Annotated in this window: 11 protein-coding genes; 6 read left to right on the top strand and 5 right to left on the bottom strand. The window is 41.5% G+C overall.

Going from position 1 to position 13,215, the window contains the following annotated elements:
• Positions 1–126: 126 nt before the first annotated feature.
• Positions 127–1,044 (bottom strand): DMT family transporter, encoded by a 918-nt coding sequence (locus JMX07_RS07515; RefSeq protein WP_102091711.1) that lies wholly within the window; start codon positions 1,042–1,044, stop codon positions 127–129.
• Positions 1,045–1,366: 322 nt separating this feature from the next.
• On the opposite strand from JMX07_RS07515, the gene JMX07_RS07510 reads away from it, so the two are divergent.
• Complete coding sequence (locus JMX07_RS07510; RefSeq protein ID WP_201607209.1) at positions 1,367–2,050, top strand: DUF421 domain-containing protein; 684 nt, start codon at positions 1,367–1,369, stop codon at positions 2,048–2,050.
• Positions 2,051–2,187: 137 nt separating this feature from the next.
• Here the strand turns inward: JMX07_RS07510 and creD are convergent, their stop codons facing one another.
• The 4 genes from creD to pnuC form a co-directional block, all read right to left on the bottom strand.
• Positions 2,188–3,825 (bottom strand): cell envelope integrity protein CreD, encoded by a 1,638-nt coding sequence (gene creD, locus JMX07_RS07505; protein WP_201607208.1) that lies wholly within the window; start codon positions 3,823–3,825, stop codon positions 2,188–2,190.
• Between the two features lie 169 nt (positions 3,826–3,994).
• Positions 3,995–4,519: a TIGR00645 family protein gene (locus tag JMX07_RS07500; RefSeq protein ID WP_101204361.1), complete on the bottom strand. Its 525-nt coding sequence runs from the start codon at positions 4,517–4,519 to the stop codon at positions 3,995–3,997.
• Positions 4,520–4,614: 95 nt separating this feature from the next.
• Complete coding sequence (locus JMX07_RS07495) at positions 4,615–5,202, bottom strand: ATP-binding protein (RefSeq protein ID WP_265088358.1); 588 nt, start codon at positions 5,200–5,202, stop codon at positions 4,615–4,617.
• Positions 5,174–5,884, bottom strand: a complete 711-nt coding sequence (pnuC, locus tag JMX07_RS07490) for a nicotinamide riboside transporter PnuC (protein WP_102093029.1) — start codon at positions 5,882–5,884, stop codon at positions 5,174–5,176. The genes JMX07_RS07495 and pnuC overlap by 29 nt, the downstream gene beginning before the upstream one ends.
• 296 nt (positions 5,885–6,180) lie before the next feature.
• Here pnuC and JMX07_RS07485 point away from each other — a divergent pair, with 296 nt between their 5' ends.
• From JMX07_RS07485 to dnaX, 5 genes are all read left to right on the top strand, one after another.
• Entirely contained in the window at positions 6,181–7,326 is a 1,146-nt protein-coding gene (locus JMX07_RS07485) for a beta-ketoacyl-ACP synthase III (protein WP_057760302.1), read from the top strand.
• Positions 7,327–7,561: 235 nt separating this feature from the next.
• A complete protein-coding gene (prfA, locus tag JMX07_RS07480; RefSeq protein ID WP_057760300.1) occupies positions 7,562–8,653 on the top strand; it encodes a peptide chain release factor 1 in 1,092 nt (363 codons plus the stop codon).
• Positions 8,654–8,783: 130 nt separating this feature from the next.
• Positions 8,784–10,322: a lysine--tRNA ligase gene (gene lysS, locus JMX07_RS07475; protein ID WP_165596983.1), complete on the top strand. Its 1,539-nt coding sequence runs from the start codon at positions 8,784–8,786 to the stop codon at positions 10,320–10,322.
• 115 nt (positions 10,323–10,437) lie between these two features.
• Positions 10,438–11,700 carry a hypothetical protein gene (locus tag JMX07_RS07470; protein ID WP_201607204.1) on the top strand — a complete coding sequence of 421 codons (1,263 nt, stop codon included), beginning with the start codon at positions 10,438–10,440 and terminating at the stop codon, positions 11,698–11,700.
• 69 nt (positions 11,701–11,769) lie between these two features.
• Positions 11,770–13,215 (top strand): DNA polymerase III subunit gamma/tau (gene dnaX / locus JMX07_RS07465; RefSeq protein ID WP_227684698.1); only part of this gene is annotated, 1,446 nt, incomplete at its 3' end.

Below are 13,215 nucleotides of genomic sequence, written 5' to 3'. Positions count from 1 at the left end.
ATAATAACTCGAATATAAAACGCCTCGATTTATAAGAGTCGGGGCGTTTTATGTTGTCTGGTAGAATCATAAGCTGGAACTTTTTCTGAGCAGTTTAGCTAATGATAGGTTGTTAATAGCATTATTTTATACCGGTACTTTTTTATTTAAGGTAAACACCAAGACCGCGCCCAAAATGACCGTACTTGCGATAATAAAGGGCATAGTTAACTGCTCAGATAAAAATATCACACCTAGCAACGCAGCAATCACAGGGACACATAGCTGAACGATAGCGGCTTGTGTGTTTTTCAATAGTGGCATCGCTGTATACCAGATACTATAGCCCAACCCTGAGGCGATCGCTCCGGATGCACAGGCGAGTAGTACACCTTCAATGGTAATACCATCCAAATTGATATTTTTCAAACCTAAGTCATCTAGATACGTCATACCTACCAGTAGTAGTATAGGCACAGCGACTAAACTACGCACAAAATTAAACCCTGTCGCTCGCAGCGGTGAGACACATGATTTGCCGCGTATACTATATACTCCCCAAGCTATGCCGCTCATAGCCATTAACGCTGCAGCCAATGGTGACGGTATGGCAGCGGATGGCAACATCAGATATACAAACCCCGCCACTGCAACGACAAACGCTAACCATTGTAGCGCGCTGAGCTGTTCTTTTTTATAGATACCCCAGCCAATCATCGTCAGCTGAACCGCTGAAAACAAAATCAATGCCCCAGTGCCAGTATCCAGCTCTACATACGCAATTGAAAAGCACAGCGCATAAATCACCAAGCTGAGACTACTTAACCAACTGCCTTTGTCATTTAATATAGCGTGGACAGTAGATTCGTCATGATTAGACGTTTGGCGTCGCAGTCTGTAAGCATGTATAGCCATGATAATGCCTAGACAGGCCGTCGCACTAACTAGCCTGATGATGGTAAAGCTCCAAGCATCGATGTAGCCTTCCGCCAATGCCATTCGGCAAAACAGAGAATTTGCAGCAAAGGCGATTAACGCAATAATAGTATAAATCGTGGCTTTCAAAAGTAATTCCTACAATGAATAAATGGCACAAAACAGGCAAACATAGGATTTTAGTTTTAGGTCTTAAGATACGCTGTTATAACGAACGTTTATTCTTAGCAAAGATAATAGATTTATAACTAATTAATCTAATCTATAGCCGTCTCACAAGACAGGATATTTTGTCGTACTTATGGCAAAAAGTCTCTTTTAAATCAGAATAACGATAGTTGTATTGACGATAAGGTCTAAAAATAGGGATGATGTGCTTTGCATCAAATGAATCTTTAGAACAACATTCATTAAACACAATAAATCAGATAAATAAATAGGAAACGATAGTATGGATTGGGCAAGTATTTTTATTCATGACACAACTTGGTTATTTGCCTTTGAAATCTTAATACGTGTCACTGTCATGTTTGTATTGATTATCACATTTTTACGATTTACTGGTAAGCGCGGTGTCCGTCAGCTCTCTATTTTTGAGTTAACCATCATTTTATCGCTAGGTTCTATTGCAGGTGATCCCATGTTCACCGAAGACCTGCCCATCATTCAAGCGGTATTAATCATGGGTACCGTCATTTCGCTCTATAGGCTTTGTACTTGGGCGATGATGAAATTTCAGCCTTTTGAAGACCTGTTAGAAGGCAAGTCACTTTATATTGTAGAAGATGGCATGCTGGTGCTTGATAAAATCAAAAAAGGTGAAATGTCACATGATGAGTTTTTTGCTGAAATGCGCCAACAAGGGGTTGAGCATTTAGGTCAAGTGCGTACCGGTTTGCTCGAGACTGATGGCAATTTTAGTATTTTATTGCACACCTCTGAAAAGACAGACTACGGTATGCCGCTTTTCCCTAAGCAATATCGACCGGTCGAGCAAGTAGAAGCAGGGGTTTATTATGCTTGTATGTATTGCGGTTACGTTGATGAAATCTCTGACCCTGATCAGTGTTGCCCGCGTTGCGAGGATAATTGCAATAATTGGGCTAAAGCGTTAAACAATCATATCGTCAAATAATATAACGATTAGCTGCCTTAGCTCAGTTGATAAACTAAGGCAGCCAAGTGCTTTTTTCCTTTAAATTGCCAGCTCAAAATATACTATCTACTACCAGTTTGTCTGACTTGTTTTATACAGCGCATGGCTCTCATCATTTATGTCACTTTATACCAGTCAAGTTTGCGAGTCATCACCATCACGCAGGCAAGTATCACAAAGCAGAATATCGCACCCAGTAATAGATTGAGATCTTCTGTACTTAAAATACCGAAAAACGCAGCATATAGTCCAGCAAGTGTTGCGGTAAAGATGGCTGCCCGTTTTAAACCGCCAAATACATAGTAGCTATACCAGCCAATAAGCCCAACACAAGCACTGGCCGCTACCATATAGGCTTGCCAAAATGCGATTTGTTCTGCAAGTGGTAGTAATAAGACATAAAAGACAAATAGTGCGCAGCCGACGAGCAGATACTGAATAGGGTGGATACGACTTGATTTGAGCACTTCAAATAAAAAGAAAGTGCCAAAAGATACCAAAATTAATAGCAAGGCGTACTTCATGGCTCTTTCAGTTTGTAGATAGACATCGTTGGGGCTTGCAAAACTAACGCCAAAGCTGTTTAGCAGAACACTTTGATTACTACCAGCTACTGCTGTACTGTCTGTCGTCAGACCTCTTGATGCCTCAAGCGAATCAGGATTGTACGAATGACTATCGATATTGAGCGTTGATTCACTTATGACAGTACATTGATGGTTAGGCACGCTGAGACATTGAGAGAGGTACTGATTATTTGCAACGGTTAAATACTGATTTTGCCAACTGGCATCAAATCCTTTAGCGGTGATGCTCTTAGTATTTGGTAATGCTTTACCGATGAAGTTTGGTGTCTGCCAATCGCTGTGCATAGACAGAGTAAAGTTCTGCCCAGTTGGGACAGTCGTCACACTACTAATGCCAGCTAACGGCAAGTCGATCACAATATTGAGCGCTTGATTGTCTCTAGGATTAGATAACTGGCTATTTACTTCTGATTTATCTAGATTTTTATTTATTGAGCCTGTGGCGATAAGGCTATCTTTATTATGCTGGCTAGTAGGATTAATTAATTGCTCCAATATATCTTTAGGAATATCTACTTCGACATAGGTTAAGTTGTCTATCATTGGTATCTGCGGATAGTTTGCTGCAATTGATTTTTGATTGATTGTGACAGTAGGCAGGGTAGCGACACCGCGCAAATCAGATACAGGAATGATAAGTTTTGCTTTATTCCAGTGGGTAATGGTTTTGGCTAGTTGTATTTTGTCTGTATTAGGAGGTATACCGACTGAATCTGCATCATTGTCAATTGTAGTGCCAACCTGATCTAAATTTACTAAAGTCTCTGCGAACGTATAACTCTGATCGAATGTCAGCTGACCATCATAGCTAGTAGCACTATAGATACCGCGTTTATAGGTGTCTGTATTTACTTTTAGGTTTTGTGCAGCCTGCGTCTGAGAGGCAAATATCGTCTCAATCTTCGAGTATGACGGTTCACATTTGCTCTTTATATTTGGTGTATCAGATGCATTTGACTGACATTCCGGTGTGACTGTCGTGGGAATAGCGATAAATGGGTTAATGACTTCTTGTGGATTGACATGCTGCTCGCTGATTTCTTTTATTACTGACTCTGCGTAGTATTGCCTCTCATATATGATATCGCCAATCATGGTGAGACCAATCGAAAAAACGATACACAGTCCTATAATGATGGATAACTTAGTCAATAATGTTTTTTGCATGTTGTCGCCTCCTAAGTGTCTTTAATCCACAGCTGCCGAGATAGCAGACTGTGGCTTTAAAAGACATCATAGAGAGGGCATAACGAGAAGATGTGCAGGAAATATGGAAAAAATGTGAAAGGGTAAAAGTTGATATTTTCGGATAATTATTTTTCGATTATTAATGTGTTTAATGCTTTTTCGTGTCGCCAACGACTTTATCCATAATAGCGAATAACAAACCAGACAACACAAAGGTCATGTGAATAATAACCTTCCACATGAGCTTGTCAGCATCGAGCTCACTCATTCCGCTAGATATATCCATAAAGGATTTCAAAAGATCAATCGCTGAGATAGCAACAATCGCTCCGATGACTTTGAGCTTTAGACCAGAAAAATCTACTTTTCCCATCCAACTAGGGCGATCATCATGAGTGCCAGTATCGATTTTTGAGACAAAAATCTCATAGCCACTGAATATAATGATAAGCAATAAACTGGCAACCAGAGAGATATCAACCAATACCAATATATCTACAATCACACTGGCTTCAGAAGCCGTCAGAATGTCAGCAAACATATACCATAGCTTTTGGACAAACTTAATAAATAATAAAATAATGCCCAACACAAGCCCTAGATAAAAAGGTGCCAGTATCCAGCGGCTATTAAATATGGTTTTTTCTAAATAAAGCTCAAACTTCTTTAGCATGGGTATCTCTTAGGTTTTAAAGACAAGAAAGTCTTAAAGACGAAAAATTTGTAAGACATAAATATGGGTAAGCTTGTAGATATAACTATTTAGTTTTAGTCATATGAGATTTTGTCTATATCATCGAGCTGCGCTACTACTTGCAGCACGCGCGCTTTTCTATCGCCACTAATGCGTTGAAAAGGTTTTTGGTGCTTGCTTAATTGACTGGCGAAATAAGCACTTATCTTATCACGTTGATGCGGACTGTCGCGCAGATCATCGGCCACCCAAGGGGTATCAACATCAGTCAATAATATTAAGTCATAGTGATGCGCCAACGCTGCTTGCTCAAGGGTCGTAGGGCAGTCGCCATAATACCAATAGGAATAAACCATCAGCTCAAACAAACTGGTATCGCAAAACAAATAATGACTGGCATTAGACGACTGAGCGACTTGTTTGGCCAAGGTATTCTCTAGTGTAACCTGTCCCTGTGCGATAGGGATCAGATCTTCCCACGTACAAGTCAGCTGCTCGTCGTCCCATTTTGCCTGTAAGTAGGTGCGCATGTATTCTGACACCCAAGGAGTATCAAAATGCTCGGCCAAATCACGACATAAGGTCGTCTTACCCGTACTTTCTGCCCCTAAAACCGCGACGTTGATGACAGATTTAGGCGTATGCTGCTCGAGGTTGTACACGGTAGCGTCGTTGCCATTCATAGTATGCCCAGATTGCGATAAGAGTGAAGACTACATATTGTAGCGCGGTAAAAGTAAAACCTTTATAGAAGTATAGTGGTACCGATATCGCATCAGCGATGATCCAGAGTATCCAATGCTCGATTTTGCGCCGTGCCATGAGCCACATTGCCATCAAAAATAAAGCAGTAGTGAGCATGTCAGTATAATCGACCCAAGTAAATAGATGGATTCCAAGTACCGCACCATCGAAACTGAAGCCATTATTAATCACTGGACGGAAGTAATAAACCAATCCTACAAAAGCTATCGTTCCTGCTGCCAAAGCAGATAGTATCGGGATGTCACCTGCATGCAAATGCTCAATACGGACATTATTGGCATTTGACTGCTTGTGCTCAACAGACTGGTTTTTCTTATTCTTTGACCAGTTAATCCAGCCATACAAGCTCATCACGGTATAGTAAGCATTGATGAACATATCGCCAAACAGCTGCCACTTCCACAGTAGGTACACAAATATAGCAGTGCTGACCAGACCGATAGGGAAGACTAAAATATTGGTTTTGCTGGCGAGTAAGACACTTGCTACGCCGAAGACAACGGCAATCAGTTCAAGAATGATGAATATTGTAGAGTAGTCAGCGTATTGACCAAATAACCAGTTGAGAAGTTCTGCCATTAGTATTCCTAAATATGAGCGCGTATCAATATTCTGAATAATCAAGATAGTTCGATGAATAGTACAGACCAAAATGATACCAATTATAACGTAGCTATCGCAAAAGGACGGCAGTCTTTGCTAATTTATGGCAAGAAACAGATTATTTGTAACAAAGTATTAGAAAAATTATAATATTCAGGCATAATAAACACACTGATTTTAAGTTTACAGTTATTCACTGAATTTGAATGGCTATTATTTTTCCACTTTTATGCTTATTCCAAGCACCACAGTAGTAGACAAGGAAGCTTATCATGACGACTTGTATCACAGGCACTGGTCTTTATATCCCACCTTACAGCATTAGTAACGAAGAGCTAGTTGAGTCATTTAACCAGTATGTTGAAAACTATAATACCGAACATGCTGAAGAGATAGCTGCAGAGACAGTGACGGCACTTGAGCCTTCTTCAGCTGCCTTCATCGAAAAAGTATCTGGTATCAAATCACGTTATGTGATGGAAAAAGAAGGTATCTTAAATACTGAAATCATGGCGCCAGTTATCCCTTACCGCAACTTGGGCGAAGAGTTGTCAGTCATGGCCGAAATGGGTGCAGCAGCACTGAGAGACGCTTTGGCTGATGCTGGACTTGAGGCCAACGACTTAGATGGTATCATCCTTGCTTGCTCAAACTTCCAGCGTACTTATCCTGCGGTTGCTATCGAGATCCAAAACGAAATTGGTATGATCGGCGGCTTTGCTTATGATATGAACGTTGCGTGTAGTGCGGCGACTTTTGGTCTGTCACAAGCACATGGTTCTATCATCTCTGGTTTGGCCAAGCGTATTGCTGTGGTCAACGTTGAGATTACCTCAGCGCATCTAAACTGGCGTAACCGTGACAGCCACTTTATCTTCGGTGATGTAGCGACCGCTTCTATCGTTGAAGAATTAGATACGCCAAAAGGTTATGAGATTCTAAACTCTAAGCTATTTACTCAGTTTTCGACCAACATCAAAAACGAATATGGCTTTATGGATCGCTCAGAGTATCTAGCAGCGCAGACTGAAATGTATCCAGATATCAAAGCACCAGTCACTGACAAGCTGTTTTTGCAAAACGGTCGTAAAGTATTCCGTGAAGTCTGTCCAAAAGTTTCAGAGATTATCACTGAGCACTTGCAAGAAAACGACATCCCAACATCTGATGTTAAGATGATGTGGTTGCATCAAGCCAATGCTAATATGTTGGATTTGATTCTGCGTACCGTGGTTGGTAAAGATGCCGATAAGTCGATTGCTCCAAGTGTTATTGCTGAATTTGCCAATACTAGTTCAGCGAGTCCTATGATTGTATTCCATCGCCACAAAGACGACTTAGTATCAGGTGATTTGGGCGTTATTTGCTCATTTGGTGCAGGTTACTCTATTGGTTCGGTCTTAGTTCGCAAGGTCTAATACTTTAACTACCTGTCTTGATAAAAATAGCTAAGAGTCTTCTTAGCTATTTTTTTTGTCTGTCGTTTTTGCTATTGAAATTACGTCGTGACATCTAAATATAAACAGAGATGTTTGAGAAGATAACATTAAGATTACCGACAATATCAACAAGAATGATTAGAGGTTTTAATTTACCCCAAAAAATTTGCTATAATCACGGGCTTATTCCTCTTATCTAATTAAAAGTCCTTTTATGAAAGAATCCTTACGCCTGCGTTTAGACCAGATGGTAGACCGTTATGAAGAGGTCACCGCTTTATTATCAGATCCTAGTGTCATCAGTGATAATAATAAGTTCCGTGAATTGTCTGTTGAGCACAGCGACTTGATGGAGATCACGACGCTGTGGCAAAACTACGTGGGTGCAGAAACGGATCAAGCTGATGCAGAAGCGATGCTAGCTGATGCAACAGATCCTGACATGAAAGAGATGATGATCGATGAGATTGAGAGTGCGCGTGATACCATCGTAGAGATGGAAGAAGCACTCAATCTGATGATGCTACCAAAAGATCCCAACGATAAAGTACCAGCGTTTTTGGAGATTCGTGCAGGGACAGGCGGCGATGAAGCAGCGATTTTCTCTGGTGACTTGTTCCGTATGTACCAGAAATACGCGCAAAGCCAGGGTTGGACACTAGAAGTGCTCTCTGCAAATGAAGGTGAGCATGGTGGTTATAAAGAAATCATCACTCGCGTATCTGGCAATAGTGTATATGGTCGCCTAAAGTTTGAATCGGGCGCTCACCGTGTACAGCGTGTCCCTGAAACCGAGAGCCAAGGTCGTGTGCATACGTCAGCTTGTACGGTCGCAGTCATGCCAGAAGTTGAGATTGATGATACCGTTGATATCAATCCTGCTGATATCAAAATGGATACTTTCCGCTCAAGCGGTGCTGGTGGTCAGCACGTGAACACAACTGACTCTGCTGTACGTTTGACGCATATTCCAACGGGTACTGTGGTAGAGTGTCAGCAAGAGCGTAGCCAACACAAAAACCGTGCGCATGCTATGAAAATGCTGGTCTCTAAAATTCAGCAAGCCAAAGTACAAGCACAGGTCGATGTGGCGGATTCTATACGTCGTGACTTGGTCGGTAGTGGCGATCGCTCAGAGCGTATCCGTACCTATAATTTTCCACAAGGCCGCATGACCGATCATCGTATCAACCTTACCTTATACAAACTCGACTCCATTATGGAAGGCGACTTGGATGAGATTCTTGATGCACTATTACGTGAGCACCAGGCTGATTTGATGGCCAGTATCGGTGGCAATGACTAGTAGTTAGTCTTTAAAAGTACCAATAGTTTTATCGTTTTTATCACCATGTCTGTTCTTATAATAATAAGTATTGATTTAATTTTTCTGTTTTCGTTTATCCATTTAATTACCTAAAAATATTGAGAGTGTTATGTCAAAGCACAATAATCAGAACCAAGATCAAACCCCAGTCGTAGAAGATGCTAACGAGCTAATCGCACAACTGCAAGCCAAGCTAGACGATATCAGTGCTTCAGGTAAACAGCCGTATCCTAATACGTTCAAACGCACTGATTATGCGCAAGACTTACAGACGGCTTTTGATGGTGTCTCAAAGCAGGAAATTGAAGAAAAAGCAGCAAATGGTGAAAAAACACAAGTAAACGTGGCAGGTCGAGTCATGCTCAACCGTGGTTCGTTTATCGTGATCCAAGACATGACAGGCCGTATTCAGCTATATGTAGCACGTAAAGAGCTTGATGAGGAAACGCGTGCAAGCATTAAATCACTAGATTTGGGTGACATCGTTGGTGTATCAGGCTATATCGGTCGCTCAGGTAAAGGCGATTTGTATGTGCATATTGAAGAAATTACGCTACTGACCAAATCACTACGTCCAATGCCAAACAAATTCCACGGCTTGGCTGATGTCGAAGCGCGCTATCGCAATCGTCATCTTGATTTGATGACCAATGAGACGACTCGCAATACCTTTATGGTTCGTAGTCAGATCGTTAGTGGCATTCGTCAATTTATGCTTAATGAGCGTTTTATGGAAGTTGAAACGCCAATGATGCATCCGATACCAGGCGGCGCAGTAGCCCGTCCGTTTGAGACACATCATAATGCATTAGACATGCCTTTATATCTACGTATCGCGCCTGAGCTTTATCTTAAGCGTCTGGTCGTTGGTGGGTTTGAGCGCGTATTTGAGATTAACCGTAGTTTCCGTAACGAAGGCGTTTCAACCCGTCATAACCCTGAATTCACCATGATTGAGTTCTATCAAGCATACGCTGATTATCATGACTTGATGGATTTGACTGAGCGTCTGTTTAATCAGTTAGCAATAGATGTGTTGGGCACAACAGAGCTGACTTATCAAGAAGAAGCCATTAGCCTAAAAGCACCATTTGCTCGTCTATCAATGTCTGATGCGATTGCAAAATATGCTGAAAACTTTGACATGACACGTATCAATGATCGTGAATACCTAGCAGAATATGCATCTATGACACTTAAGCAGCAAGTCAAAGATGTGTTTGGTGTGGGTAAACTACAGACAATTATCTTTGAAGAAACTGCTGAGCATCAACTGCGTCAGCCAACGTTCATCACTGAGTATCCTGCTGAGACCTCGCCACTAGCGCGCCGTAGTGATGACAATCCTGAGATTACTGATCGCTTTGAGCTGTTCGTTGGTGGTCGTGAGTTGGCTAATGGTTTTAGTGAGCTTAATGATCCAGCAGACCAAGCTGAGCGTTTCCGTGGTCAGGTTGCTGAAAAAGACGCGGGCGATGATGAAGCCATGCATTTTGATGAAGAGTATATCGAAGCATTGTCTTATGGTTTGCCACCGACAGCTGGTGAGGGTATTGGTATTGACCGTTTAGTAATGCTATTTACCGACTCTGCTAGTATCCGTGATGTGATCTTGTTCCCGCATATGCGCCGCAAACAAGACAGCTAAGATGGGTTTGCTTGCTATAAATCCAAACTGATACTTAACTCAGCATAAAAAGCTTTTGCTCATTTTCACAGAATGGGTATCAGCTTTTTTGTGAAATATCGTTTATAGAGGTATTATGGATATTCAGCAAGCATCATATACGCTATGGCAAAAAATGATTCAGCAATGTTTTTTATCATTGTATGAGTTGCCTGATGACAAAATCACTGACTCTGATCATTTTCAGGGTTATGATTTTGTTTTTGAGTTTTCCGGCGCTACTATTTATTTGCTCGTCAATACCGTCGTGATGCAGGCAACTAAGCAAGAAGTGGATAATGCTAAAGCTCGTGAGTGGAGAAAAGAAGTTGTTAACCAACTTATCAAACGCCACGCTCAGATTTATCAAAAAAACGACAGCCTAATTGTAGATAGAAATGCCGCGACAACTGATAAAGCGGTTTATTTTATTGGCTTAACGTCATTGTCTATTAATCATCAAGACGATCAATCGGGCCATTCATCTTATGCAGTTGGCTACGAATATGGCAGTCGGTTTTTTGTAGAAGACTGTGTTTTAGACTTGGATGATGAGCAAAGTATCCTACAAGTCTTTAGTCATCAAAACTTCGTTGATATCCTCAATCAATTGGTGACGCCAAGTGATTTGACAACCTTTTTAGATTTTCATCGTCGTCAACTATCTAGCTTTGCATCATTTCAAAACGAATCAACATTGCTTAAACAGTTTCTACAATCACCGGACTTTCATCAAAGAACGATTAGGGTACAAGAACAGCTAATTGATAACGAGTTAATTGAGCAAGTTGAATTACGCTTACTTAAAGCAGTAGAGCCGAATCAGACTGTGTATGCCGATGCCTTAATGGCTGAGATGCAAAAAAATACTGGAATGTGGTTCAAGCTATTCAACAGTGTGCTTGAGCGTTATCATGAAGCAGGTACACCTTTACCAAATGAGCAGGTTGATATTTTGGTAGATGAGTCAATGTATACCTATGCATGTCTAGTAGAAAAAATCTTAGCTTATAGAACCATGGATCAAGACTCGCGCTGGAATGGTTATGTCCGTCATGAGCATTCTTATCATGTATTTGGACGCCATTATCTCATGGTGTTTTATGCGCAAGACGATAGCAGTTCGCTGAGCGCAGAAAATGTTCGGCTCTCTTATAAAGATTTATTGTCAGATATTAATGTCCAGTTACAAGAGCCAGTAATGGACGATTTGTTTTTACTGGGCGTAGAGTTTCGGCCATGTGAAGACAGTGTAAACACTGAGGTTTATCTGGATATTTTTCATCAAGCAGGCTCATTGATTGATGAAAGTACTCAACGCTTATATGACCGACTGGCACAACTTCAAGCTCAGTTATAACCTAAACATAGTATGACTCATTAGTTTGACGCTCCCTTTATATTTGTATTATTTACATTGGCATTTCTTATGACGCAGCAATATCAAGTTTTAGCTCGCAAATACCGACCAAAAAACTTTCACGAGTTGATTGGGCAGACGCATGTGTCTCAAGCGCTGATTAATGCGATTGATTATAATCGTCTGCATCATGCCTATCTGTTTACAGGTACACGCGGTGTGGGTAAGACAACGATTGCGCGTATTTTATCTAAATGCTTGAACTGTGATACAGGTATTACTAGTACTCCTTGCGGTGTATGTGATAACTGTGTTGCTATTGATCAAGGGCGTTTCATTGATCTTATTGAGATTGATGCCGCTTCTCGTACCAAGGTCGAAGATACGCGTGAGCTGTTAGACAATGTGCCTTATGCGCCAAGCCAAGGACGTTATAAGGTCTATCTGATTGATGAAGTACATATGCTGTCTACGCACAGCTTTAACGCGCTACTTAAAACGCTAGAAGAGCCACCTGAACATGTGAAGTTTTTATTAGCGACGACTGATCCACAAAAGCTACCGATTACGATTATTTCGCGCTGCTTGCAATTTGTCCTACGCCCATTACCACAAACGTTACTTAGCGAGCACTTAGCAAATATCTTGACCAAAGAGCAGGTAGGCTATACTCAGCCAGCCATTTGGCAGTTGGCAAGTGCAGCTAAAGGTTCTGTACGTGATGCGTTATCATTGACCGATCAAGCCATTGCTTTTGGTCAAGGCGCACTGGATGATGCGACTGTCAATGCAATGCTTGGTCTTATTGATGCTGCTGACTTAGTACGTCTAATCACAGATATCTATAACCATGATAAGTCTGCGGTTGCTGCTCATATTGAGCAAATGCGCGCGCAAATGGTCGATGCGACTAGTATGTTTGATGGGCTTGCTGAACTGTTACATCAGTTGGCATTAACTCAGCTGTTGCCCGAGGTCGCTCTTAATGTCAATGAGGCGCAAGCAAAAGATATTTATACGCTAGCTCAGCATATCAGCCCTGATGTTTTGCAACTGTATTATGAGATTGTTGTACAGGCACGTGAAGGTGTCAAGCTTGCAAGTACACCGATGCAAGCGCTTGAGATGTGCATTTTACGATTACTGGCGTTTCGTCCATTGCCAGTCAATGAAGTCTTGAGCAATACTTGTGATAATGATGGGTCTGTTACCAAAGTACCAGCTATAGAACCAGTATCTTCGGTATCAGCTCCAGATGCTATTGCACATGAAGCGTCAGCACCGCCGCCAGAGCTTTATAATGCTGATTATCAGACACCAAGTCACGATGAGCTGCAAAGCGGTATTGATGATAATGACCATTTAGCGCAGTCAGTTAATAGTGTTATGCCTGAACCAGTTGTTGAGCCTGAACCAGTTGTTGAGCCTGAACCAGTTGTTGAGCCTGAACCAGTTGTTGAGCCTGAACCAGTTGTTGAGCCTGAACCAGTTGTTGAGCCTGAACCAGTTGTTGAG

This window comes from Psychrobacter immobilis (assembly GCF_904846235.1).
GTDB classification, from domain to species: Bacteria; Pseudomonadota; Gammaproteobacteria; order Pseudomonadales; family Moraxellaceae; genus Psychrobacter; species Psychrobacter immobilis_C.
The sequence above is the reverse complement of the archived record's forward strand: the minus strand, read 5'-3'. Positions and strand labels throughout refer to the sequence as shown.

Excerpts from the sequence above, each read along its gene's own strand:
- JMX07_RS07510 (WP_201607209.1), top strand. The coding sequence starts at position 1,367 with ATGGATTGGGCAAGTATTTTTATTCATGACACAACTTGGTTATTTGCC.
- creD (WP_201607208.1), bottom strand. The coding sequence starts at position 3,825 with ATGCAAAAAACATTATTGACTAAGTTATCCATCATTATAGGACTGTGT.
- JMX07_RS07500 (WP_101204361.1), bottom strand. The coding sequence starts at position 4,519 with ATGCTAAAGAAGTTTGAGCTTTATTTAGAAAAAACCATATTTAATAGC.
- pnuC (WP_102093029.1), bottom strand. The coding sequence starts at position 5,884 with ATGGCAGAACTTCTCAACTGGTTATTTGGTCAATACGCTGACTACTCT.
- JMX07_RS07485 (WP_057760302.1), top strand. The coding sequence starts at position 6,181 with ATGACGACTTGTATCACAGGCACTGGTCTTTATATCCCACCTTACAGC.
- prfA (WP_057760300.1), top strand. The coding sequence starts at position 7,562 with ATGAAAGAATCCTTACGCCTGCGTTTAGACCAGATGGTAGACCGTTAT.
- lysS (WP_165596983.1), top strand. The coding sequence starts at position 8,784 with ATGTCAAAGCACAATAATCAGAACCAAGATCAAACCCCAGTCGTAGAA.
- JMX07_RS07470 (WP_201607204.1), top strand. The coding sequence starts at position 10,438 with ATGGATATTCAGCAAGCATCATATACGCTATGGCAAAAAATGATTCAG.